Genomic DNA, 23,777 nt, shown 5'->3' with positions numbered 1-23,777 from the left:
TCTCAATCGATCACTTCATTGGAGAAATCATCTGCATTTCCCGGCCCCAATGGCGGTGCATGGCGATGGCGTCGACCAGCTGCCGGGCAAAGACGCTACCGTCTTCCGTCTCCTTGCGGATCACCAGTCCGGTATCCTCGCCCGGAGACGTCAGATGGCCGGAAGATGCCGAGGCGTCGGCCAAATGAATGCCTGAGCCGGATAGCAGTCCGGCCGCCAGCTCGGAGGCGCCTACGGTTTTGAAGTGGTTATAGGCTTCCGTCACGAAATTGACCGCCTCTTTGATGCCCTGCAGCTTGGCGATGCTCTGCTCCCCGCCGGCCACATAGACGGCGTCAAACAGCACGGAGTCAGCCGTCAGGAAGGTATGCATGGCCTCCAGCTGGCTGCCGTCGGTTCCTGCGATCATACCCAGATTCTCGCTGACAACTTCCGGAACGACACCTGCTTCAGCGAAGGCCGCGAGGACGGCCTTCATTTCGCCCGCGTCGAATCCGTCAGCAGCCAGCACCGCCACCTTACGGGTAGCGGGAGACATGGCGGTGTGGAGCTGGCTCAGCGCCGGGGAAGCCTGGGTTTCGGCACCTCCTGCCACAGTCGCTCCGGAGGCTTCTTCTCCGGCCTTCGGCGGGTTGACACCAACGCCAAGGGCGATTTGCTCAGCAAGCATCAGATCGACGTTGCCGAACATGTCGACAACCTGCTGCTGCACGCTTTTACTTTTCACCTTGCCTACTTCAAAGCGGAAAGCTTTAATAATATGCTGCTTCTCCACGTCGGACATGCTGTTCCAGAACAGCTTGGCCTGGGTATAGTGGTCCTTGAAGCTGTCGCTGCGCGCCCGGACCTTGCGCCCCTCCACCTTTTCCTGATAATGGGTGTATCCGCCCTCCTGCTCCGAAACCGGACGGGGATCGTTGTTTCCAAGGGAGTTTTTATGATAGCTCGTTTGGCCCCGGTTGATCGTCATACGGTGGTATCCGTCGCGCTGGTTGTTATGGATCTCCGCCACCGGCCGATTGATCGGAATTTCGTGGAAATTTGGTCCGCCCAGACGGATCAGCTGCGTATCGGTATAAGAGAACAAGCGTCCCTGCAGCAGCGGGTCGTTGGAAAAATCTATCCCCGGCACGACGTTGCCCACATGGAAGGCCGCCTGCTCCGTTTCGGCGAACACGTTGTCCACATTGCGGTTCAGCGTCATTTTCCCGATGCGCTGAACGGGAATAAGCTCCTCCGGCCATATTTTGGTCGGATCGAGAATATCAAAGTCGAAGTTGAATTCCTCATCCTCCCGGATCATTTGCACGCCAAACTCATATTCGGGATATTCACCCATTTCAATCGCTTCCCACAGATCGCGGCGGTGAAAGTCGGGATCCTTGCCGGCGATTTTCTGCGCTTCGTCCCAGACCAGGGAATGCACGCCAAGCAGCGGCTTCCAGTGGAATTTGACGAAATGTGCTTCGCCCTTGTCATTGACTAGCCGGAAGGTATGTACGCCGAACCCTTCCATCATCCGGTAGCTGCGCGGAATCGCCCGGTCCGACATCGTCCACATGACCATGTGGGCCGATTCCGTGTTATTGGCGACAAAATCCCAATGCGTATCATGGGCCGTCGACGCCTGCGGAATTTCGTTATGGGGTTCGGGCTTGAACGCATGCACCAAATCAGGAAATTTCAGCGCATCCTGAATGAAAAAAACCGGAATGTTGTTGCCTACGAGGTCGAAGTTGCCGTCTTCCGTGTAGAACTTGGTGGCAAAGCCCCGGGCGTCCCGCACCGTATCAGCCGAACCCCGCGAACCGGCCACGGTTGAGAAACGCACGAATACCGGCGTTTTCATCGACGGGTCCTGCAGAAACTTCGCCTTCGTATACTTCGTCATCGGCTTGTACACCTGAAAATACCCGTGTACGCCAAAGCCCCGGGCATGAACCACACGCTCAGGAATACGCTCATGGTCAAAGTGGGTCATTTTCTCCCGAAAATGAAAATCCTCCATTAACGTCGGCCCGCGTTCACCCGCTTTGAGCGAATGTTCGTCCTCAGAGACCCGAAGGCCCTGGTTCGTAGTCATGGGTTTCCCCGCATCGCTGACGCGGAATTCCTCCAGCTGGCTGTCCTTTACATCCTTCTGCGGCTGCTGTTCATTCTTACGGTCCATCAATGCATCCCCTCCTGGTCGGTTACGGACGGTGTCCGAGTATTTACACCCGTTATTACCCGAATGAAAATCCACCCAAACGGGAATGTTAACTTGGACGTTTGCGGTACATTCGTTAAAAGCCATACTGCAAAGGCGTTTTTGCGGATCTTAAACTTTTTTGCCAAACAATATTTACATTTCTATAAAAATAGATATAATAAAGTCATGGATACCTTATTAACCATTAAAGCACTATCAAACGAGACCCGGTTTAAAATTCTCGAATGGCTGAAGCATCCGGAGGAGCACTTTGACCCTCAGGAGCATATGCCGGCATCTTGTAATTTCAAAGGCGGCATTTGCGTCGGCAGCATTTCGCAGAAAACAGGGCTTGCACAGTCGGTTGTTTCGGGCTACCTGGTGAAATTGCAAAAGGCTGGCTTGCTGGAATCCCACCGGGCCGGCCAGTGGACCTACTACAGACGGAATGAGGAGGGTATCAACCGCTTTATCGAACAACTCAAGAAAGAGCTTTAGGCTAAAATGACATATGGTACACATCTGAACCTTTTGGCTTAAACGCTCTTTCTTTTCATTATATATATCTATTTTTATGTAAATGTATAAAGATATAAATCTCACATATTGGAGGAAACCGATACATGAACAGCAATACACAGCATACCCGTTCCACCGCAGCTTTATTCGAACCTTTTACCATTGGCAACTTGACGCTGCCCACCCGCATCGTCATGGCGCCCATGACCCGCGGATTCTCCCCGAACGGAGTGCCGGGCGCGGACGTAGCAGCCTATTACCGCCGCCGTGCCGAGAACAACGTCGGCCTCATCATTACCGAAGGTACGGTAATCAATCACCCGGCGTCTACCGACAGCCCGAACATTCCGAGATTTTTCGGTGAAGACGCCCTGAACGGATGGGCCGAAGTGGTCAAGCAGGTTCATGAAGCCGGAGGCAAGATTATGCCGCAAATCTGGCATATCGGCATGACCCGTCCGGTCGGCGCCGAGCCGAACCCGGAAGCGATGCCGATCGGTCCTTCGGGCCTTGATCTGAACGGCAATAAGGTTTCCGAACCAATGACCGAAGAAGAAATCGCCTACGTGATCCAGGCTTATGCCGATGCGGCTGCCAATGCCAAACGGATCGGGTTTGACGGTGTGGAAATTCATGGCGCCCACGGTTATTTGATCGACCAGTTCCTGTGGGAACAAACGAACCGCCGCACGGACCGCTACGGCGGCGATATGATGAAGCGCGCATGCTTCGCGATTGAAGTCGTTGAAGCCGTCCGCCGTGCCGTAGGACCGGATTTCCCTGTCGTGCTGCGCCTCTCCCAATGGAAGACGAACCAATACGACGCAAGGCTCGCCCCAACACCGGAAGACCTCGGGAAGCTGCTTGGCGCCTTGTCTGACGCGGGCGTCGACGTGTTCCACTGCTCGACCCGCCGTTTCTGGGAGCCGGAGTATGAAGGATCCGACCTGAACTTCGCCGGCTGGGCCAAGAAGCTGACGGGCAAACCGGCCATTACCGTCGGTTCCGTCGGACTCGACGAAGCGTTCACAAGCCTGTTTGCCGAAGGCAAAGGTGCAGGCAGCAAGGATATCGACGATCTCCTGGAACGCCTGGAGAGCGGCGAATTTGACCTAGTTGCCGTAGGCCGTGCATTGCTTGGAGACCCGGCTTGGGCCACCAAGGTGCGTGAAGGCCGCTTCGACGAGCTTGCTCCGTTCACGCCTGAAGCGCTGAAAACACTGGCTTAATGCGGTCCCGCCCCACCCCCGGGACAACGCGCCGCGTGAAGCCTTGATATAAATAAAGACCGGAAGAGGGCTGCAGCCTCTTCCGGTCTTTTTGCTGTGTACAGAATATTGTTCTGGTTTGACCTTTGCACAATGCGTTCATACGTTTACAAGTTATTAGGAATCCAGCGTGGAGTCCTTCCCGCTGACATGGGCCATCTGCTGCTTGCGGGACCGCCCGCGCGACAGGGTTTCCGGCAGCACGATCAAGGCCGGTACCAGCATCGGCAGCAGGATGAAGCAGAGCACGACGAGACCCACGATCACGGCCGCAGCCAGCTCGATCAAGAGCACGAGCCCCGAAGGCATCAGCGTTGCGAACGTTCCGCCGAGAATGACCATGGCGGAAATAATGACGCCGCCCACGCTTCGGGCTGCCTTGACGATCGCTTCTCCCGGTGACAACTCCCCGTATTCCTTGTAGCGCTCCATCAGGAAGATGCTGTAATCCACGCCGACCGCGACGATGACGATGAAGGAGAAGAACGGCACGAAGGATGATACCCCTTCCGCCCCGATGATATAGGTCGTCACGAACTTCGAGGCACTCATCGCCACGTAGTAGGAAGCGACAAGCGACAATACGATAAAGACCGACGGCCAGAAGGAACGGATCACGAACAGCAGAACGACGAACACGCTGACGATGACGATAATCGCCGTGCTGTTGAAGGATTTGATCTGGGCCTCATTCGTATCGTACGTCGTTGAGCTTGGTCCCGCAGCTCCAAACTTGGCGTCGCCCAGCACGGTTCCCTTCAGCGTACCGGAAACCTCGCTGTTGATTTTCTCAATCGTGTTCATGGCCGCCGGGGAATACGGATCGTCGTTGAGGATGACGATCAGCTTCGTAATCTTGCGGTCCTTGGACATAAAGGCATCCACTGCCTGCTGGAAGTCCTTGTTCTCCAGCGCTTCCCGTGGAATAAAGAAGGTCTTCGAGCTGTTCAGCTGGGTCAGGAAGTCATTGGTCTTGCCGAGACCATCAGAGATGTCGCCCAGTCCGTTGCCGCTCTGGTCGATGCCTTCCTTCAGCTGGGACATGCCGCCCGAGAGGCTGGATAATCCGCTCAGCAGCTGCTGCTGCCCGCTTTGGACGCTGCCCAGCGCAGCATTCAGCTTCTTCATGTTTGCGGCGATTTCCTGGCTGCCGCTGCTGCCTTGGCGCAATCCCTTGGCCAACTGGTCAGCCCCTTGCTCCAGCGCTGCCAGGCCGGTAGTCATTTGCTTCTGCGCCGCGGCAATTTGGCCCAAGCCGCCGGAAGCCTGGGCGAAGGATGCGTTCAGCTTGGCATAATTCGCATTCAGTTCCTTGAGACCGCCGTCCAGCTGTGCCAAACCGGTAACAAGTCCTTCGCCGGTCTGCTTCAGCTGGATATAGTTTGGATCCTCGGCCAGCTCGCTGTGGCTATCACCCAGATTGCCGATCAGCGTATTCATGCCGGCAAGCCCCTGCTGAATTTGCGGAATCTGTCCGGATACCTGCTCATAACCGCCTGCGAGCGACGCATATCCTTTGGACAGCTCCGAAAGTCCTTGATTGATTTTGGATGTATTGGTGCTGACGGTGTTCATGCCGGCTTCAAGCTTCGCGATGCCCTTGCTGAGCTCCGATGCGCCGCTTGCTCCCTGCTGTATGCCGCCGGACACCTGCGAGATCGCATCCGTAATTTGATCGTAACCCTGCTTGACCTGCCCTGTACCCGACACCAGCTGATTGGCGCTGGAGAAGTCAGGCGTCGTCAGCTTATCGCCGATCTGGTCCAGGCCGTCCTTGATCTGGTCCACGCCTTTTTTGGAGGCCGAAATGCCGTCCGTCACCGTTTCCGTCTGGCTGCTTATATAGAAGTCCTCCACAGGCTCTGACTGCGGCTGAGTCACGCTTGATACCGACTTGACCCCGTCGATGCCCTTTAACTTCTCGGTCAGCTTGTCGATGACCCCAAGTGTATCGTTATTGTCCATCGTCTTGTCGTCTTCGATGACGACAGTCGTCGGCAGCGCCTGGCCGCGGCTGAAATGATCAGCGACGATGCTGAAGCCTTTGGTCGATGGATAGCCGTCCCCCAGCTCCTTCAGCTGGTCGAACGACAGCTTCTGGCCGCTGGTCAGCAGCACCGGAATCATCAGAATGACGATGATGACCGTCACGATGACCGGATGCTTAACGGAAACTGCCGTCAGCTTCGCCCAGAAGGTGCTTTCCTTGTGGCCCGTGACCTTTTTCGACGGCCAGAACAGCTTCGGTCCGAGCGTCTTCATTAGGAATGGTGTCAGCGTCAGAATTTCAAGCACCAAGATCACTGTGCCGATTGCAACCACATTGGCCGATTTATAAATACCGAAGTCCGAGAAGCTGAGTCCTGCAAAGGCAATAAAGACGGTAAGAATGCTGTATACAATCGTTTTGCCCGCCGTTCTGTAGGAAGCGACGATGGCTTCATCGACGGATCTGCCATGCGACAACTCTTCTTTAAAACGGTTGAACAGCAGAATGTTATAATCCGTCCCGATCCCGAACAGGATGAGTACCAGCAGCATCTGGGTCACGCTGGTGACCGGGAAATTCATTTTATCGATAATCTGCGCCGCAATCCCCATCGAACAAAGGTAGGATACACCCACGGCAAGGAGTGACACGAACGGGATCACGATCGAACGGAACATGACGATAAGCACGACGAGAATAAAAATAACGGTCAGCGCCGCGCTTTTCTCCACCCCTGCCGTGGACGCCTTGATATAGTCGTTCTGGATAAAATCCTCGCCGCTCAGGTAGTACGTCGCTTTGACATCCTTCAGCGCCTGATTGAACTGATCCGTGATTTCTTCCATATCCCGCCCGTTTTTGTCCAGGCTGAAGCTGACCATCACGGTCGTGCCGTCCTCCGAAATCAGCTGAGATTTGGCTTCAGGCATCGAGAACGGGTCCAGGACTTCGGTGATGCCAAGCTCAGACTGCTTCGCCTTCATGTTCATCACGCCGCTCTCGATGCTCTTCATATCCTCATCGGTCAGCTTGTTCTCTTTGTGGAACACCACGATGTCGCTGGTCCCGCTCTGGCCGGTCATTTTATTGAGCAGCGCCCCCGCAACCTTGGAAGGGCTGTCTTCGGCGAGGGGATCCTGGCCTCTCTGCTGGAGAATGGCATTCACGTCGGGCTGGAACACGGTCAGCAGGACCGTCGCCACCAGCCATAACACCAGAATCGCCCAACGCCACTTGATGATTTGCCGCATGTTGTTGATATTCCTCCTTCAACTTCCTTAGTAAACAAGCGTTCATTTTTGAGCAAAAAAAAGGGAATCCCTTGGATTCATCCCTTTTTCTTATTCCAATGATCGGTGCCAAAGTAGTACAGATACACCAGCTGGTTCACCAGCCGTTTGACCGTTTCCCCGTCTTCATGGTCACGCAGAATCAGACATACACCTTCCACCACGGTTCCGCCAAGCATCTGAGCCGTCTGCTTCTCTTCCAGCGTCAGCTCGCCGGTCTCATCCTTACCGAAGCGGATCATGCTCTCCAGAATCGATACGACCAAGGCGCAAATGCTTGCCTTCACGCCGGCGTATTTTGAACCGGTGCTGCGGTTGAGCAAAATCATCAGCTCAGCGCTGGATTCCTCGAACAGATCGAGAATAATGCTCTCGACCATCTGCAGGCAATCGCTCGCCTCCGTCCCTTTGGCGAAGTTCTGGTCCACTTCCTCCTTAATGACCAGGATGTTGGCAATGCATCGCTCATAGACCGGCCCGACCAGCGCTTCGAACAGCTCCTCTTTATTTTTAAAATAACGGTAGATGTTCCCGGTGGTCATGCCGGCCGAGGCGGAAATGCGGCGCATGGAGGCATCGGCGTAGTCGTGCTGCTTGAATTCGGCCAGTGCGGCGTTCAAAATACTTTGGCGGACGTCATCTTTGAGAATTTGCATAAATAAACACCCGTTTACTGATAGTTTAATGAGTTTATTATAGCGGCTCCATCACCTGCTGGCAAATGTCGTTTTTCCGGCTTTTCATCCTATGCGGGAAATTGTCGAAACATACGTTGATTTTAGGCGGTTGTGGTCGGTCTACGCAGCACCTGCCCGTATTCCTGCCGTACGGTTCCGCATCCTCAGCTAGACCGCCCGCTCCTCGATCTCAAAGCCGAGATCTTCGATCATCGCATGGTCCGCAAGCACGTCCTGCCCTTCGGTCGTCAAGTAGTCGCCCACGAACACCGAGTTGGCTGCGTAGAGTGCGAGCGGCTGCAGGGAACGGAGGTTCAGCTCGCGGCCGCCGGCCACGCGAATTTCCTTGGAAGGGCACACGAGGCGGAACAAAGCCAGCACCTTCAGCGCCTTCAGCGCGGGCGTACGTCCGGCCTGCTCCAAAGGCGTCCCCGGAATCGCGTTCAAAAAGTTAACCGGGATCGAATCGGCGTCCAGTTCCCGCAAGGCGTAGGCCATGCCGACGATATCCTCGTCACTTTCGCCCATGCCGATAATGACCCCGGAGCAGGGGGACAAGCCGGAGGCTTTGGCCTTCTGCACTGTGTCCACCCGGTCGTCATAGGTGTGCGTTGTGGTAATGCGGCTATAATTCGCTTGGCTCGTGTTGAGGTTGTGGTTATACCGGTGCACCCCTGCCTCAGCCAGTTTCTCGGCCTGCCCGTCCTTCAGCAGCCCAAGGCAGGCACAAATTTTAAGCGGCATCGTCTCCCGGATTTCCTGAACCGCCTCCACTACTTGATCCAGTTCCCTCGGCGTCGGGCCACGGCCGGAGGCCACGATGCAGTATGTACCCGCTTTACGCGCAAGAGCCTCCCGGGCTCCGGCAAGCACCGTCTCTTTATCCAGCAGGCTGTACTTCTCGATCGGCGCCGTAGATACGATGGATTGGGAGCAGTAGCCGCAGTCCTCGGGACACAGCCCGCTCTTGGCGTTTAAGATCATGTTGAGCTTCACCTTCAGGCCGTAGTAATGCTTTCTTACCGTAAAAGCAGCCTGCATCAGTCCCAGAATCTCATCGTTCGGTGCGTTTAATACGGCCAGTCCCTCTTCCATGGTAAGCCGCTGCCCATTCAGCGCCTTATCGGCCAATGCCTGCCAGTCCTGCCGTACCGGGCTTCTCAGAACCATGTCCTTCTGCATAGGTTATCATCCCTTCGAACTGTTATATTTTCGGTATCGTTAAGTCGTTACATCGGTCTATTTGTTACTCGTTAATTGTCAACCAAAATAACTTTGTGTTGGTTGACAATTGATTTACCGCTATTCTAGCAGATCCATCATCCGCTGTAAATGCGCGAAAAAGACAATCCGCTGTCTCTGATTTTGCATCTCCCCTGCAGGCGACTCTACCGCACCTGTATGGAAAAAGCGCCGCTAGACGCTGTTGTTCTCCAAGCGGCACCGGTTCCCGAAGGGATGCCTTTCACGAACGACGCAAAAAGGCAGAGAGCCCCAAGCCCCCTGCCTTTTCTGACACACTGATGATCCAGATTACCGCAGATGGTAACGGTTGAATGGTAAAGAACACCGGGGACGAGGGGCAGCGCCCGAATATCCTAACGCATTCCTTATCCGTCTACTTTAATATGGTATTCCTTTTTCAAATACTGATGAATCCGTTTGAAGTCTTCCTGGTTCAGGTCGTGCAGGCGCTTGCCCTGCTTCAGCTCCCTGCCCAAAATGATGCCGATGGTCTGCGCCGCCAGAGCGGTGTTCGGCATGATGCGCGCGCTGCCGTAGGCTTCGATGGACGCCCCGATATTTTTGCCGGTCACCAGGACGTTGTCATAGCCCTTCAGCTCAAAGGAGCGCAGCGGAATGCCATAGCGGTCCGGCTGCCCGAGATGGATGCCCTTCGGCACCGTCCGGGTTCCCTGCAGATCCAGCGCATAGCCGCCGATACTGACGTTGTCCCAGAACATCCGGCTGTTCATGACGTCCGAGAAGGTCAAAATATAATCCGTTTCGAACCGGTTATAGTCACGGATATACAAATAATCCGGAAAGCCGTTCAGCTCGGCCCGGTCGAATCCAGGGATGTTCTTCCTCAAAAATTGCAGGATGGACGGAGCCTCTGCCTTTGCTTTATCCAGGGCGGACTGCACCGACTTCGGATCGGAAGGATTGACGTCGAAGATCAGAAGGGAGTTCATAATAGCTTCGCCGCCCTTCTGGTAAGAGGTGTTCATTCCTCTCAGCAGCAGCTGCGGATCGCGCGGCTTGTATTTGAGCGTGATGTTGCTGAACCCGGTGGCAAAATCCCAATCGACATACGTATTTCCGCCGTACTTATCCCGGACGTTGGTCAACGGGTAGTCGTCCAGCACAGCCTGGTGGAGCTTGCTCCAGTTCACATGCTTGAACTTCAGCATCATCGTGGCCGCCATGTAGTCGGGATGGCCGACCTTTGAAATGCGCTCCATCCCGGGAATCCGCTTCGCATTCAGCTTGCCGGTCAGAGCATTAAAGTCCGTATTTTCCACCCAATAGCCCGCCTCTACCGTAACGACGCTGCCTTGAGGATCCCGGTACGTCAAGGATTTCAGCAGCTTTTTGCTGCCGCCGGAAGCCGCAGCCGTGACGGACTTGACCGTGATTCCGCTTTGGACCGGAATTCCCTTGATCAGCCGGTTATAGTACCGGTTAAAATCGGCCGCCTTCCGGATCTTCCCGCTGTTGTAGCCATCAAACAAGGTTTTGATCTCGCCCTGGACCAGGCTCCGCTTCTTGGCGTCATGCGGCTCGTCCAGAAAGATCATCTGCCCCTGAATCAGCTCGCCGCCCGGCTTGCTCCGCGGATCGAGAATCAGAACGCTGAGCCCCTGCTTTTGCGCTTCCCGGGCCAGCAGCACCCCCTGTATTTCACTGCCGATGACGACGATGTCGTAATACTTGCTCTGTGTGTGCATGCCCTGCGCTTGCTTGCCCTGCGTTCCCGCTGTGCCCCCCGTCCTTACGGGAGCATCCACCTGAGCTGTCGCGGCCTCACGGAACAAGGAAGCCGGCGTCAATGAAATAACCAGCCCTATAAGCAGGAGTGGAACAAGGACGAAATATACGAATTTCCTCTTATTGATCATGAAAAAGCATGCGCCCCTTATCCCTTTGTAATCGTGTCTGGAAACCGTCTAATCATGCGGGTGCCACAGCGTCTTGGTTATCATTAACCCGTGACGGATATTAGAAGGCAACGTCAGCGCAGGCGAACCTTTCCATAAAAGATGCCCCAAAAACGCTCCCCGTATGTGGGCGATCATTCCCCCAGTCACCCTCCGCCGGCTTTAGGAGACGCGGCTTAAGTTTACCGGAGCAGCGCCTCCCAATCCGAGCCCGACAAGTCAACCGGAATGTCCTGAAAGCTTCCCTTCAGCACATCGGTATCCTTCAGCAGGTTTCCCGTCAAAATGCAGACCGCCGTTTCATCCTTGGCAATCGTCTTCTCGGCGATCAGCTTCTGCAATCCGGCGAGTGTCGCCGCCGATGCCGGCTCGCATCCGATTCCGCTCCGGTCAATCTGCGCCTTGGCGGCGAGAATTTCCGCATCGGTGACGGAGCAGGTTACGCCGCTGCTCATCTCCAGCACGCTGCGCGCTTTTTTCCAGCTCGGTGGGTTGCCGATGTTCAGCGCTGAGGCCAGCGTATCCGGCCGGGGTTCCGGCGTCAGCACCGGGCTTCCCGAAGCTATCATGCGGTGGAAGGGACTGGCCCCTTCCGCCTGGATCAGTGCGATCCGCGGCACCGACGGGATGAACCCGAGGCTTTTCAAATCGGCCAGCCCTTTGCCAAGTGCAGATACGTTGCTGAGCGCGCCACCGGGAATGATAATCCAGTCCGGCAGACTCCAGCCGAGCGTCTGAGCGATTTCATAAATGATGCTCTTCTGACCCTCGATCCGCAGCGGATTCACCGAGTTGCAGACGTACAACCCCAACTCCTCGCCCCGCTTCTCCAAGAAGCGGATTCCGTCATCATACGTGCCGTCAAAGCTGAGGACCCGGGCGCCGTAAGCCTGAGTCTGCAGCACCTTGTTCGCGGATACCTTCCGATTGGGGACGAAAACATACGCCCGGCTCCTTCCCATGGCTGCATACATGGCGAGCGATGAGGAGGTATTGCCCGTCGAGGTGCACGCAAATGCGGAGTACCCGAGAGAACGACCATGCGACACGGCCACGGTCATCCCGTTATCTTTGAATGAGCCGCTCGGATTCTCGCTCTGTGCTTTGAAGTACAGCCCGCGGATTCCCAGCGTTTCGCGAATCGGCTCCGGAGCGTACATTCCGGTATTGCCTTCATATTTAGTAACAATATATTCGTCCGGAAGTTCCGGAAAAATTAATTCTTTATACCGCCATACACCGCTGGCATAGACCCCCATCCGTTCGGACAGGCGCTCCTGAAACCGCCGCTTCAGAAGCTCGGCATCGACCAGCGTCAGGTCCTGCTCCACTTCCAGCAGCCCGCCGCACCCGCATCGAACCTGAAACGGCTCCAGGGGACAACTGCTGCCGCAATCCACGCATTTCAGCCTCATTGACAAATTCCTCCTATTTTGACGTTGAGCTTCCTCAAATGGTTGCACCCGCCTGTAATTTAAGCTTAGAATATGCTCTGTTACGGCATAAATCTAATATATTGTTTTTCATAAAACATAAATTTCAATTATGAATTGACCTCAATCTCTAATCCCTATGTAAAGGAGAACTCCCATGAACCTGCACGCGCTTCGCCTCTTTTACCAAGCCGCTTCCCTCGGAAGTGTAACTCTCGCAGCCGAGGCTCTGCATCTCAGCCAGCCCGCCGTGACGGCCCAAATTAAAAAGCTGGAACGCGAAATCGGCCTCCGCCTGCTGATTCCCCAGGGGCGGGGCGTCATGCTGACGGAGGCCGGCAGGCATCTGGCCGCCGAAGCCCGACGGCTGTTCGAGCTGGAAGGCCATATCGAGGAGACCCTGGAGCAGCTGAAGGCGGGCAGCGCCGGCAAGCTTCACCTGGCGGCCACCTATCTTCCGGCCAACTTCCTGCTCCCCAAGTGGATTGCCCGCTACAAACGCGCTTATCCCGGCGTCGGCGTCGAGCTCAGCACCGCCAATTCCAGCCAGGCCGCCGATCTGCTGCTGCATTACCGCGCGGAGATCGCCTTTATCGGCGGCATCCGGCTGGACCATCCGCTTCTGCTGCGCACCCCTTGGTATGAGGACGAAATGTGCTTTATCGTTCATAAGGGGCATCCTCTAGCCGGCGCCCGGGTCACCCTGGAAGAGATGCTGCAGGAGCCGTTCATCTACCGCGAGGAGGGCAGTTTCGGCAGAGAGCAGCTGATCGCTCTATGCTCCGCCCGCCATCTGCCCGCCCCGCCGGTCGGGCTGCAGATGAACGGTCTGAACGAAACGCTGCGGGTCGTGATGGAGGGTTACGGCGCGGCCTTTTTGTCGCTGCTGGAGACCCGCGAACATATTGCGGCAGGTGTCATTTCCCGGGTGGAAGTCGACGGCGTGCATATGACGAATCCGGTCTCCATCTACACCCGGAAGGAGGAGGCCTCTCCCCCTGCACAGCGGTTCATCGATATGATTTTGGCCAAGTCATAACTTGTCGAAAAGCGTAGTCTTTTTCAGTACAACTATAGGAGGCTTTGTCGAAGAACAGCTGGTGGTGGCGGTAAAAGCTGGAAGGTTAAAGTTAAAGGTAGAAGAGAACAGATGAGATGAGATGAGATGAGACGTGATGAAATGAGATGGATAAGAAAAGAAAAGGCAAACCGCGGGACATAAAGTCCTATTACGGCTTGCCGAAGAGGTTAGATTATGATGATTTGATGGCAGGGGACTGCGCCGTGCGGTCCCGGATCTGCAGCGCTTCATGAAGCCCGGCCAGTTCATGCTGCAGCACAGGGATGGAGCCGAGCGCTGGGATGTTCGCCGGCTTAGGCGTGAGCTGCCGCTCGGCAGCCTGAGCCATCTGTTCAAAGAACAGGCTGCAGTCCGATGACGCTTTATCAGGTGCGGCATAGCTCTGGGCGTTCCCGGCAGCCGTGATCAGCGCGTAACCGATGTGCTGCACCGCATCCAGCGCAGGCCACCAGGAGCTGGCCTGATTCCGCCGGCCCACCGACTCGGCCAGCGCACCGTCATACAGCAGGCGCAGCCGGATAAGCGAAGTTTCCAGCTCTTTCGTCCATGTGGTAACCCTACTAGAAGGGGAGGAGGACAGGATGCTCTCCAGCAATTTGCCTTCCATCCGGATGACGCCTGCGAGCGCCCGCGGCAGCTTGCTGGAAGAAGCGCGTCTCCAGAGGAGAAGCATGCCTATGATGCCGATGGCGCTCCCGATCAGAATATCGGTCAACCGGGCCGAGATGAAGAAGCTTACCGCCATATCCGGATGGCTGCTCTCTGCGATCAGCAGCGAGCTCGGCGTGATGAAGATGACGGCCAGGGCGTAATTGCGCAAGTAAATCAGTTCGATAATAAATTGAAGAACAGCCATAATCAGCGCGATATAAATGCCCTCAGGCCGCAGCGTCAGGATAAAGGCGCCGAGGAACAGCCCGACGACGGTGCCTGCCGTCCGCTGGATGGCCCGGTGGGCCGTGCCGAGCACCGTCGTACCGAGCATCACCGCCGTACAAGAAAGCGGCACCCAGTAGGACCGGTTCAAATCCAGGGAGTAGGCGACCGCAGCAGCGACGGCAATCATGATGCCGTACCGAAGCGAGGTATGGAGCAGCGCCGAGTGCGGATTCAGAGCGCTGGACAAGAGACGGCGCAAGGAAAAAGAGGGAGGAAGGGTCACTTCCTCCGCCGTCCCGCGGCCTGCATCTTCCCCTAGGCAGATGCAGGCCGCCTCGTTCAGCAGCCCGGACAAGCGCCGGACATGCCCGTTCGGGATGTCCGCAGCCGCCTTGGGCTGCAGCATCTCCTGCTGCGGATGCTGCAAGCGATCCGCAATCGAGAGAAGGGACGCCGCCGTCCCTTCCGGCACCTTCGCCGCCTGGCGGTCCAGCGAGATTTCGACGGCGGCCATAAACATCTCATTGGCCTTCCGGTTCAATGCCATCAGGCGCAGCGTCGGCCCGTAATTCCGGCGCCAGCGCAGCTCCCCGCCGGACACGGCAGCGTCGGCTGCCCGAAGCTGAACGGCCGCCTGGTATCTTTTCTCCGGGTACAAATCGGTTCCGATCGCATCCACAAAGGCGGCCAGGCTCCGGTAAGCCCCGGCGACCGCTTTGGTCTCCGGCCCATGAGGGTGAAGCAGCCAACCGCTCATTCCCACCATCCAGGCAAAGGCTCCGCCGGTCAGCACGAGCAGGGTTCGCAGCGGCAGGGCGTAAAGATCGTACGGCAGACTCGTTCCGACCGAGAAGGTCAGAATGAAGAACATGGCCGACGGTCCGGCCATTTGAAATGCGCCGAAGCCAAATACGGCAAGGGCACCGATCAAGCCAAACAGCAGCACCATCAGCCACGGGGTTGCCGCCGAGAGCGACCCGAGACCAAAGGTAAGCGACAGGCCCAGGGCCACACAGGCCAGCTTGATCGCCCGCTGCCGGTACGTTTCGCTTCCCACGTACAGAAAAGCAAAGCCCCCGATTGAGGCGCACAGCCCGTAATCAAGATGTCCGGTCAGGGCGCCAACCAGTGTAGGCACACCTGCCGCAACGGCCGAGCCGATCCCCCGGAACCACTGCAGCGGCATCCGCCGGATGCAGAACGCGTCCCGGACGGTTCCGGGAGCCGGGCCCTTGTGAACCGCCCGGACCCCCGGATAAGTATGCATCGTATTCAAATCGCATCATCTCTTTCTCTTAGATTCCATATTGGTTCGCACCCATCAATGCGGTACGTTCTACCTTTCATCTGGACCTTTTCATCACTGCTCAGCCTCATATTCATCAACGAACGGACCGCTCGCTCCGATATTCCGGTTAATTCGCTTCAGCATTTCGCTGAACAGGGCCAGCTCCGCCTCCGGAATGCCGGCGAGCACATCTTCCCGGTACAGCCGGTTGATCCGCCCGACCAACTCCCCATGCAGCTGCCGGCCCTCTTCCGTGATATAGATCAAGAACGACCGCCGGTCCTCTTCATTTCGGCTGCGGCGCACGAGATGCTTACGTTCCAGGATGTCGAGAATCTTCGTCAGGTTCGCCTGGTCTTTATCGGCAATCCATGCAAGATCCTTCTGCGTAATGCCGTCCTGCTCACTGAGCCGCTTAATGACCGTCCATTGTTCCGGGGTAATATCGTCATCCTTTAAATGTAACGCCATGTACCGGTTCAGCGCGCGGCTGGTTCTGGAAACAAATTGTCCGTACAGATCCTCGTAGTCTCCCTTGTTCACGGCCGGATCGTCCCTTCTCTAGTGCATGTTCTTCTTTTCACTTTACAGCCAAAAATGTTTTTTGTAAATAATATTTGTAAACATATAATTAACATACAAACTATTTATTCAATCGCTTCCCTTCCCCTTCATCATGCGCAGTACAGGTGTAAGGGGATACATCCGGTTTTCAAAAAAATGAACGCCATACGCCAAAAAGCAGCCATTCTACCCGAATGGCTGCCATGCTATGTATCTCTAATCTCTTTCCAGTTGGTTCAAAATCAGCCTGGCTGCCCCGATCGCTCCTGCCTGGTTGCCGAGCTGCGCCGGGCGGACATCGATCCCCGGACTTAAGCTGGAGAGACATTCATCAAGCAGCGGCCACCAGATTTCCCGTGAATCGGTCAAGCCTCCGCCAATGACGATCACACCGGGGTTGAGGCCGATATGGATATTGTGCAGCAGCACACCTAAATTTCGGACATATTCGTTGACAACCTTCACAACAGCCGGAAGTCCTCGCTTCAAGTCCTCCAGCACCTCAACTCCTGACGGATAGGATACGCCTGCAGCCTCAGCCGCAAGGGAAACCAGCGCCGTCCCAGACAGATATTGCTCCACGCAGCCCCGCTGGCCGCAGTTGCATGGCCGGCCCCCGGGTATGAGAATGGTATGTCCCCATTCTCCGCCGTTCCAGCCAGCCCCCCTGAACAGTTCAGAGCCCACCATGTTCGCCCCGCCTACGCCGGTGCCCAGGGTAAGCATGGTGACGTCGGGAATCCCCTTGCCCGCTCCCAACCAGGCCTCTCCGACGAGGGCCGTGTTGGCGTCGTTATCGACAAAGACCGGCCGCCCGTATGCCTGCTCCAGGATCGCCTTCAGCTCCGTTCCCTGCCAGCCCGGCAAATTGTCGGTCGCATACACAATCCTTCCGGTGTGGACGTCGACCCGGCCGGCGGTGCCGATACCAATGCCCGTTACCTCCCCGTTTCTTTGCAGCAGCTCATGCAAAAGCGAATGCATGTTGGCCATAATCCGGTCTTTTCCCTGCTTCGCATCGGTCGCGATTTTACCGAGGTCGAGCACCTGCCCGCTCCCGTCGAGCACCATGCCCTTGATGGAGGTTCCGCCTATATCCAGGCCAATTGCTTTCATGTACCGCACATCCCTTCGATCCCGCTCAGATGCCTCCATTATAGCAATGGCTAGATATTTTCTCCATAACCAAATTTCCAAAAGGAGAAATATTTCACCCCCCTAATCAAACCTGCACCCCCTCAACAGTACCGCTTGAAATGGATGTTCTCATATTTCATTCTCAGCCGGTCCCGGAGCGCAATCAGCTCGTCTTCAGTCATAGGTTCCAGCTTCTCCCTCGTATAATCCAGCCCATGCTCCTCCGCTATATCCAATATCCCCCGAATATATAGTTCCCGGTAATCTTTCATCCCCGGCCCGCCTCCTTTGAAGTTTATCCTCTACTTCATACACTACCCCTCTGTTCTGTGATCAAACAGCAACCTCTGCCGCCTGCACCTGGTCGCGTATAACTGTATCGCAATTGGATAGAATACCCACGAGGTGTGATTTATGGACATATTTGCAAAAATTAAGCATTTTTTTGTAGCCGGGGAACAAGAGAAAACAACAGTCAAAGAGCCAGAAAAAAATGAGCATCCTTCGCTAGAGCACACGATCCGGCAGTTCGAAAACTCGATGGATTTTATACACCGAACCTACCCGCATTGCAAAGTGGATGTCATCTATTTGGCTTTTCTCGTCGGCAATGACCAGCTGCTGCAGGAAATCATCCAGCCCTTTACCGATGCGGACGAAGAACAAGTCAAAACCGTCCTTAGCCGTTCCCAATATGTCGTCGTCGTAGACAGCAAAGAGTGCATCAACGGCATTCTAAACGGCAAGGCAGCTGTTTTCTTCCGAGGCAGCACTTATTTGGTCGATATCGCCAAACCGGCCGGCCGCAGCATCGAACAATCCGAGACCGAAACGGTCATCTCCGGTCCCCATGACGGCTTCGTGGAGAATATTGGACAGAACCTCGGTGTCCTGCGCCAAAGGCTGAAGAGCTCCCATTTAAAGTTCATTAAGCTGGAGGTCGGGGAGGTCGCCAAAAACGTCGTCGTCATCGCTTATATAGAAGGGCTCGCCAATCAGGAAATTGTCGACGAGCTGATCAGGCGGATCCAAAGGATTGAATATAACGCCGTTACCGATTCCAATATGCTGATACAGTTTATCGATGAGAATCCCAACTCCATCTTTCCGCAATTTATGACGACCGAGCGTCCGGATGCAATCGTGTCCAAGCTGGTCGCCGGGCGGGTCGCCGGATTTGTGGATGGCAGTCCGTCGGGCTTTACCTGCCCGACCGCCTTCTTCGATTTCTTCTCATCGCCGGACGACTATTATCAGCGGTGGCTGATCGGCACGGCGCTTCGTGTTTTGCGTTTCATCGGCTTCCTGATTACGATTTCCTTTACCGCCTTCTACGTATCTGTCACAACCTACCATTATGAAATGATCCCGCACACGATGCTGCTCAACTTGACGGAGTCCCGGGCCAAGGTCCCGTTTCCCCCGCTGCTCGAAGCGCTGCTCATGGAAACGACGATCGAGCTGCTGCGGGAAGCCGGCGCCCGGCTGCCGACCAAGGTCGGACAGACCATCGGCATCGTAGGCGGTATCGTCATCGGTCAGGCTGCCGTTCAGGCCGGGTTTACGAGCAACATCCTGATCATTGCCGTCGCGACATCCGCGATCGCTTCCTTCGTCATCCCGAGTTACATCATGAGTGCATCGATCCGTCTCATCCGGTTCGGGCTGATCATCATGGCCGGTATTCTGGGGAACCTTGGTCTGCTAATGGCCATCGGCATGGTCGTGATCCATTTGGCGGGAGTCACGAACATGGGGACCTCTTATCTCACGCCCCTGGCCCCAATCAACTTTAAGGACATGCTAGACACTTATATCCGGGGGCCGTTTTGGGCTTTGCGCAGTCGGCCAACGATAACGAAAACATCCAACAAAAAAATCAACAAAATGCGGAAATAGCGGCGGTGATGGACTGTGAACGAAAAATTAAACGCTTTTCATATTGCGACCTTGATCTATATGATCGAGAACAACATCGTCCTGTTCGCCCTGCCGCGGCTGGTAGCGGAGAACATGGGAACCAACGGCTGGGTGGGATATATCATTCTTGCCTTGGTATCCACCGGCAATATTCTGCTGTATTTGGTCGTCTATCGCATGGGGAAGGGACGGTCCGTGTTCGACATTCTGGAGAAATCCCTGTCCAAATGGATTCTCTACCCGGTATATGCAGGATTAGCCGTCTTTTATATCATGATCGCTTCCTTTGTCGGAAAAAACTTCTTTCTGATCTTTCAGATGATTTCGTTCCAGACATCCAATGTCACGTTTATCTTTTTGCTGTTCTGTATGATGGTGTATTTCCTGCTCATCAAGCCTGTTTACAGCATCGGCAAAGCAGCCACGGTGTTTGCATTTATGACTTGGTGGACCTTATTGCTGACGTCTTACCAGGCGCGCGAGTGGAAGCTGATCCGCCTCACGTCTTATTTTTTTGAGGATCCTGCCGGGGGGCAGGTTCTTCACAATTGGGCCGAGGTGTATACCTCCTTTCTTGGTTATGAGCTGTGCATCTTTCTATTCCCTTATGTCAACAAAAAGAGCAAGTTGTTCAAGGGGGTTCTGTACGGTCATCTGCTGACTGCATTGGCTCAGGTGATCGTCCTGCTGACGGCGTTTGGCTTCTTCAGCTTCCAGCAGCTTCAATCCCTGCTGTACCCGATCATCGATATGCTGGATTTTATTGAGATGCCGTTTATTAACCGGGTGGAAAACCTGGTGTTTGTCATTTTCGTATTCGGCAATCTGATATCGACCACGATGTTTTCGTTCGCGTCCCTGTCTATGGTCAAGCGGATCTTTCCCAAGACCCGCCCCAAGCGCCTCGAGTTTTTGATCGTGCTCGGGGTATTTATCGTCGGGTTTTATTCCAAGTACTTGTCCCAGTCGGAATATCAGCTCCGTCGCGTACTTTTCACGGAGATCGGGATTGCCTTTATCCTGCCTATGCTGCTGATCCTGGTGCTCCTGTTTCAAAAGCTTCGGGAAAGGATGAACAGCCATGAGCATTAACAAGCGCCTGCTGATGTCGCTGACTGCCGTTATGCTGATGCTTACGGGATGCACCGACCAGCATATTATCGAACGGGCAGGTTTCGTCCGGACGCTCGCCTATGACTTATCCGGGGAAGGAGAAAATACAAAATTAAGGGTAACCGCCAGCATCCCGAAGTCCAACCACGAGGACGCGATTGTCTACACCACCATGGCGGAGTCAGGAAAAAAAGCCAAGATGATCTTTGACCGGCAGAACAACCGCCGCTTGGTCAACGGGCAGCTGCGGCAGGTCGTTTTCGGCGAGAGGCTCGCGAGAAGAGGCGTTTGGAGCAACATGGACACGCTGACCCGGGACCCGTCCATCGGCTCGCGCCTGCATATTATCGTGGCGGAATCCGACCCGCATCACATCCTGATCCGCAACGATTATCCCCAGGGCCCCACTGCAGGGGAATATATCGACACGCTGATCCGGACCGAGGCCAAAGCCGGTGAAATTCCCGACACCTCCTTGTATACATTCACCAGAGACTACTATGACGACGGCATTGACCCGGTAGCCACGATCTTAAAGGAAGAGAAAGATTCTCTGTCCATTGACGGCATCGCCCTGTTCAAAAACGATCAGTATGTCGGGAAAATCGATGCGGATGACCGGATGTTCTTCGCCCTGCTCCATCACGGGGTCCGTGCCGGCGATTTAAACGTCAGCATTCAAACGGATCGGAACGCGGAAGAGCAGGCGACGCTGGAGTACCTGTCCAGCAAGCGGAGAATCAAAGTGCTCTCGACCCGGGACATCCGCGAGGGCAGGCCGATTCAGGTCGCCCTCCGTATCAAGCTGTCGGGCTCGCTGCTGGAGTATATCGGAGCGCTCGACATGAAGAAGCGGACCGATCAGCGAAAGCTGGAGGCGGAGCTGGAAAAAACCATTAACCGGAAGTGCCAGAAGCTGATCGACCACATGCAGGAGAAAAAATCCGACCCGATGGGTATCGGACAGTATGTCCGCAACTCGATTCCCCACAGCGTATGGAAGCAGCTGAAGTGGGAAGAAGTGTTTTCCAAAGCGGATATCAGCGTGCACGTCGACGTCAAAATCCGGGATTACGGCAAATCGCTGCACTAATGCGGCTGGTTCCGTAGTGCTTTTATCGATTTTAAGAGAACGAATCAAAAAAACCGCCCGAACGAAACTGCACCTCCAGAGTAGAGACAATCTACCACTGAGGATGCAGTTTAAACGCTCGTTGCGGTTTTTCCGTCTGTCTGCCTGGTCCGGCTGCCTAGTCCTCGTAACTGGCCAATCCCTGGTCCATCAAGAAATCCATTTCCGCCTCCAGAATAGCTTCCACGGTCATCTCGTCCAGCTTGATATCGCGGCGGCTCAGCACATAATCGACCAAATCGTCCATGTCGATCTCCACCTCGCCTCTCACATCGGCCTTGGCGTTGTTAATATAGGCTTCCTCATGCTTCAGGACGAGCGTAATGCTGTCCCGGTCGGCTTGGGTTTCCTCGGCAATATATGAAATCAGCTCTTGTTGTTTGAGCGGCTTGTTCATGGGCGAAATCATCTCCAATCTTTGTTTGACTAGAGCCATTGTACCACAACTTCCTCCGATCTCCATGGGCATCGCCCGGCGCGAAAAACCCTCTTCTCATTTCGGCCCGTTGTTGTAGAATAGAATGGCATCCCTATGGAATGCAAGGAAACCATTGGGAGAGCCAAATGATGAATTCAACAGTTCCCTACATCGGGACTGTTCGGAAAGGAAATGTTGGACGAGAATGAAGCAGGTGTACGACAAAGTGTTTAACCGCTACTGGAGCCCTTATTTGGCCATGACGCTGGCCGGTATTCTAAGCGCCGTGTATTTTGGTATCACCGGCACGGTCTGGGCCGTCACCGGGGAGTTTACCCGTCTGGGCGGACATCTTCTGGAATGGTGCGGCGTGGATATTTCGGACTGGGCTTACTTTCAGCTGATCCATATGAACGGAACCACGTTCACCCGGACCGACGGATGGATCGTCTGGGGCATGTTCATCGGCGCGCTGATCATGATTCTGCTCAGCAACAGCTTCAAAATCAGGGTGCCGCGGCAGAAACGCCGGCTGCTTCAGGGGCTGGCCGGAGGTTTTGTCGCCGGCTTCGGAGCGCGGCTTGCCCTCGGCTGCAATCTGGCGGCCTTTTTCACGGGCGTGCCGCAGTTTTCCCTCCACTCCTGGATTTTTATTGCGGCTACCGCAATCGGTACATACCTCGGGACCAAGCTGGTAAATACCTCCTGGTGGAAGGGGAAGCCCACCCTTCTGAAGGGTAATGCCGCCGCGCCTTCCGCGCCCCGCAAGAAGATCCAGCCCTACGTCGGTGCCGTTCTGGCGCTCGCGTACGCGGCTCTGATCGTCTATTTCTATGCGGCAGGCAAAACGATGCTGGGCACGGCCGCTTTGTTCGGGGCCGCCTTCGGCATTCTGATTGAACGGGGACAGATTTGCTTTACGTCCGCATTCCGCGATCTCTGGATCAGCGGACGGGCAGCCATGACGAAGGCGATCTTCGTCGGAATGGCTGTCAGCTCCGTCGCCACGCTGATCATTATTCTCGTAAACGGAATGGATCCGATTACGAAGATCGCCGCGCCGAGCACGCTGATCGGCGGTATCCTGTTCGGCATCGGAATCGTCATGGCCGGCGGCTGCGAAACCGGCATGATGTACCGTCTGATGGAAGGCCAGGTGGTATTCCTGCCTGTATTCATCGGCAACATTGCGGGAGCCACCGCTTTGGCATACGCCTGGGACCACCTCGGCATTTTCAATGCCATCGTGAAGCCAGGCAAACCGATCAACCTTATTACGGCAATGGGACCGGCCGGTGCGATCATTCTGACGCTGGCTTTGCTGGCGGTCGGCTTTGGTATCGCTGTGTACTGGCAAAAAAACTACCGGTTTGGCATCGGCTTTAAGAAAGGGGAAACGAAACATGTCCATTGATTTTACGCTCGATCTCCGCGGAGAATCCTGCCCGTATCCGGTCATTTACACGCTGGAAACGCTGCGTGACTTGAAGAAAGGCCAGCTGCTGCAGGTCATTACCGACTGCCCTTCTTCCTTCCGCAACGTACCGGAGGAAGTCGTGAAGCATGGGTATACGCTGGAACAGGATCCCGTCCGGAACGGGCAGGAGTTTTTGTTCTATATCCGCGCGTAAGCCGCGGCATACGTTGAAGACCAAAAAAGGATTAGAGCGATCACCGCTCTAATCCTTTTTTACATAACAGACAAGGAACAGCGCCA

19 protein-coding genes are annotated in these 23,777 nt (G+C 55.3%); 8 read left to right on the top strand and 11 right to left on the bottom strand.

Going from position 1 to position 23,777, the window contains the following annotated elements; genetic code table 11:
- Positions 1-10: 10 nt before the first annotated feature.
- The gene (locus tag ABID47_RS22585) at positions 11-2,170 is read right to left on the bottom strand and encodes a catalase (protein WP_354500073.1); all 2,160 of its coding nucleotides are present in this window, start codon (positions 2,168-2,170) and stop codon (positions 11-13) included.
- A 207-nt stretch (positions 2,171-2,377) separates the two neighbouring features.
- Here ABID47_RS22585 and ABID47_RS22580 point away from each other — a divergent pair, with 207 nt between their 5' ends.
- Positions 2,378-2,689, top strand: a complete 312-nt coding sequence (locus tag ABID47_RS22580; RefSeq protein WP_105445588.1) for an ArsR/SmtB family transcription factor — start codon at positions 2,378-2,380, stop codon at positions 2,687-2,689.
- A gap of 125 nt (positions 2,690-2,814) precedes the next feature.
- Complete coding sequence (locus ABID47_RS22575) at positions 2,815-3,939, top strand: NADH:flavin oxidoreductase (protein ID WP_354500071.1); 1,125 nt, start codon at positions 2,815-2,817, stop codon at positions 3,937-3,939.
- A 156-nt stretch (positions 3,940-4,095) separates the two neighbouring features.
- Here ABID47_RS22575 and ABID47_RS22570 read toward each other — a convergent pair whose 3' ends face one another.
- From ABID47_RS22570 to thrC, 5 genes are all read right to left on the bottom strand, one after another.
- Complete coding sequence (locus ABID47_RS22570) at positions 4,096-7,218, bottom strand: MMPL family transporter (RefSeq protein ID WP_354500069.1); 3,123 nt, start codon at positions 7,216-7,218, stop codon at positions 4,096-4,098.
- Positions 7,219-7,295: 77 nt separating this feature from the next.
- On the bottom strand, positions 7,296-7,913 hold the full coding sequence (locus ABID47_RS22565) for a TetR/AcrR family transcriptional regulator (RefSeq protein WP_089549611.1): 618 nt from the start codon (positions 7,911-7,913) through the stop codon (positions 7,296-7,298).
- Positions 7,914-8,102: 189 nt separating this feature from the next.
- The gene (gene bioB / locus ABID47_RS22560) at positions 8,103-9,116 is read right to left on the bottom strand and encodes a biotin synthase BioB (RefSeq protein WP_263881190.1); all 1,014 of its coding nucleotides are present in this window, start codon (positions 9,114-9,116) and stop codon (positions 8,103-8,105) included.
- Between the two features lie 428 nt (positions 9,117-9,544).
- Entirely contained in the window at positions 9,545-11,056 is a 1,512-nt protein-coding gene (locus tag ABID47_RS22555) for an FAD-dependent oxidoreductase (RefSeq protein ID WP_354500065.1), read from the bottom strand.
- 221 nt (positions 11,057-11,277) lie between these two features.
- The gene (thrC, locus tag ABID47_RS22550; RefSeq protein WP_354500063.1) at positions 11,278-12,510 is read right to left on the bottom strand and encodes a threonine synthase; all 1,233 of its coding nucleotides are present in this window, start codon (positions 12,508-12,510) and stop codon (positions 11,278-11,280) included.
- A gap of 175 nt (positions 12,511-12,685) precedes the next feature.
- Here thrC and ABID47_RS22545 point away from each other — a divergent pair, with 175 nt between their 5' ends.
- Positions 12,686-13,567: a LysR family transcriptional regulator gene (locus ABID47_RS22545; protein ID WP_163882009.1), complete on the top strand. Its 882-nt coding sequence runs from the start codon at positions 12,686-12,688 to the stop codon at positions 13,565-13,567.
- Between the two features lie 214 nt (positions 13,568-13,781).
- Here ABID47_RS22545 and ABID47_RS22540 read toward each other — a convergent pair whose 3' ends face one another.
- The 4 genes from ABID47_RS22540 to ABID47_RS22525 all read right to left on the bottom strand — a co-directional run bounded on the left by ABID47_RS22540 (position 13,782) and on the right by ABID47_RS22525 (position 17,749).
- On the bottom strand, positions 13,782-15,755 hold the full coding sequence (locus ABID47_RS22540; protein WP_354500427.1) for an FUSC family protein: 1,974 nt from the start codon (positions 15,753-15,755) through the stop codon (positions 13,782-13,784).
- A gap of 93 nt (positions 15,756-15,848) precedes the next feature.
- On the bottom strand, positions 15,849-16,319 hold the full coding sequence (locus ABID47_RS22535) for a MarR family winged helix-turn-helix transcriptional regulator (protein ID WP_354500060.1): 471 nt from the start codon (positions 16,317-16,319) through the stop codon (positions 15,849-15,851).
- Between the two features lie 237 nt (positions 16,320-16,556).
- Positions 16,557-17,456: an ROK family protein gene (locus tag ABID47_RS22530; RefSeq protein WP_354500058.1), complete on the bottom strand. Its 900-nt coding sequence runs from the start codon at positions 17,454-17,456 to the stop codon at positions 16,557-16,559.
- A 122-nt stretch (positions 17,457-17,578) separates the two neighbouring features.
- Positions 17,579-17,749, bottom strand: coding sequence for a hypothetical protein (locus tag ABID47_RS22525; RefSeq protein ID WP_163882017.1), 171 nt, complete (start codon positions 17,747-17,749; stop codon positions 17,579-17,581).
- A 142-nt stretch (positions 17,750-17,891) separates the two neighbouring features.
- On the opposite strand from ABID47_RS22525, the gene ABID47_RS22520 reads away from it, so the two are divergent.
- From ABID47_RS22520 to ABID47_RS22510, 3 genes are read left to right on the top strand one after another with little or no spacing between them, the layout of a single operon-like run.
- A complete protein-coding gene (locus ABID47_RS22520) occupies positions 17,892-19,376 on the top strand; it encodes a spore germination protein (protein ID WP_354500056.1) in 1,485 nt (494 codons plus the stop codon).
- Positions 19,377-19,391: 15 nt separating this feature from the next.
- The gene (locus tag ABID47_RS22515; protein ID WP_354500054.1) at positions 19,392-20,489 is read left to right on the top strand and encodes a GerAB/ArcD/ProY family transporter; all 1,098 of its coding nucleotides are present in this window, start codon (positions 19,392-19,394) and stop codon (positions 20,487-20,489) included.
- A complete protein-coding gene (locus tag ABID47_RS22510; protein ID WP_354500052.1) occupies positions 20,479-21,603 on the top strand; it encodes a Ger(x)C family spore germination protein in 1,125 nt (374 codons plus the stop codon). The genes ABID47_RS22515 and ABID47_RS22510 overlap by 11 nt, the downstream gene beginning before the upstream one ends.
- Positions 21,604-21,760: 157 nt before the next feature.
- Here ABID47_RS22510 and ABID47_RS22505 read toward each other — a convergent pair whose 3' ends face one another.
- Entirely contained in the window at positions 21,761-22,078 is a 318-nt protein-coding gene (locus ABID47_RS22505; protein WP_432807142.1) for a hypothetical protein, read from the bottom strand.
- A gap of 187 nt (positions 22,079-22,265) precedes the next feature.
- Here ABID47_RS22505 and yedE point away from each other — a divergent pair, with 187 nt between their 5' ends.
- Entirely contained in the window at positions 22,266-23,474 is a 1,209-nt protein-coding gene (gene yedE, locus ABID47_RS22500) for a selenium metabolism membrane protein YedE/FdhT (protein WP_354500049.1), read from the top strand.
- A complete protein-coding gene (gene yedF, locus ABID47_RS22495; protein ID WP_076172096.1) occupies positions 23,464-23,691 on the top strand; it encodes a sulfurtransferase-like selenium metabolism protein YedF in 228 nt (75 codons plus the stop codon). Before yedE ends, yedF begins: the two co-directional genes overlap by 11 nt.
- The last annotated feature ends 86 nt before the right edge of the window (positions 23,692-23,777 follow it).

Origin of the sequence: Paenibacillus favisporus, assembly GCF_040545415.1 — a bacterium.
GTDB classification, from domain to species: Bacteria; Bacillota; Bacilli; order Paenibacillales; family Paenibacillaceae; genus Paenibacillus_AQ; species Paenibacillus_AQ favisporus.
Note: the sequence above shows the minus strand (reverse complement) of the source record. Positions and strands in the feature narration are given on the sequence as shown.

Excerpts from the sequence above, each read along its gene's own strand:
- bioB (WP_263881190.1), bottom strand. The coding sequence starts at position 9,116 with ATGCAGAAGGACATGGTTCTGAGAAGCCCGGTACGGCAGGACTGGCAG.
- ABID47_RS22570 (WP_354500069.1), bottom strand. The coding sequence starts at position 7,218 with ATGCGGCAAATCATCAAGTGGCGTTGGGCGATTCTGGTGTTATGGCTG.
- ABID47_RS22545 (WP_163882009.1), top strand. The coding sequence starts at position 12,686 with ATGAACCTGCACGCGCTTCGCCTCTTTTACCAAGCCGCTTCCCTCGGA.
- ABID47_RS22580 (WP_105445588.1), top strand. The coding sequence starts at position 2,378 with ATGGATACCTTATTAACCATTAAAGCACTATCAAACGAGACCCGGTTT.
- ABID47_RS22575 (WP_354500071.1), top strand. The coding sequence starts at position 2,815 with ATGAACAGCAATACACAGCATACCCGTTCCACCGCAGCTTTATTCGAA.
- ABID47_RS22525 (WP_163882017.1), bottom strand. The coding sequence starts at position 17,749 with ATGAAAGATTACCGGGAACTATATATTCGGGGGATATTGGATATAGCG.
- ABID47_RS22530 (WP_354500058.1), bottom strand. The coding sequence starts at position 17,456 with ATGAAAGCAATTGGCCTGGATATAGGCGGAACCTCCATCAAGGGCATG.
- thrC (WP_354500063.1), bottom strand. The coding sequence starts at position 12,510 with ATGAGGCTGAAATGCGTGGATTGCGGCAGCAGTTGTCCCCTGGAGCCG.
- ABID47_RS22520 (WP_354500056.1), top strand. The coding sequence starts at position 17,892 with ATGGACATATTTGCAAAAATTAAGCATTTTTTTGTAGCCGGGGAACAA.
- ABID47_RS22585 (WP_354500073.1), bottom strand. The coding sequence starts at position 2,170 with ATGGACCGTAAGAATGAACAGCAGCCGCAGAAGGATGTAAAGGACAGC.
- ABID47_RS22510 (WP_354500052.1), top strand. The coding sequence starts at position 20,479 with ATGAGCATTAACAAGCGCCTGCTGATGTCGCTGACTGCCGTTATGCTG.
- ABID47_RS22540 (WP_354500427.1), bottom strand. The coding sequence starts at position 15,755 with ATGCATACTTATCCGGGGGTCCGGGCGGTTCACAAGGGCCCGGCTCCC.
- ABID47_RS22555 (WP_354500065.1), bottom strand. The coding sequence starts at position 11,056 with ATGATCAATAAGAGGAAATTCGTATATTTCGTCCTTGTTCCACTCCTG.
- ABID47_RS22505 (WP_432807142.1), bottom strand. The coding sequence starts at position 22,078 with ATGGCTCTAGTCAAACAAAGATTGGAGATGATTTCGCCCATGAACAAG.
- ABID47_RS22565 (WP_089549611.1), bottom strand. The coding sequence starts at position 7,913 with ATGCAAATTCTCAAAGATGACGTCCGCCAAAGTATTTTGAACGCCGCA.
- yedF (WP_076172096.1), top strand. The coding sequence starts at position 23,464 with ATGTCCATTGATTTTACGCTCGATCTCCGCGGAGAATCCTGCCCGTAT.
- yedE (WP_354500049.1), top strand. The coding sequence starts at position 22,266 with ATGAAGCAGGTGTACGACAAAGTGTTTAACCGCTACTGGAGCCCTTAT.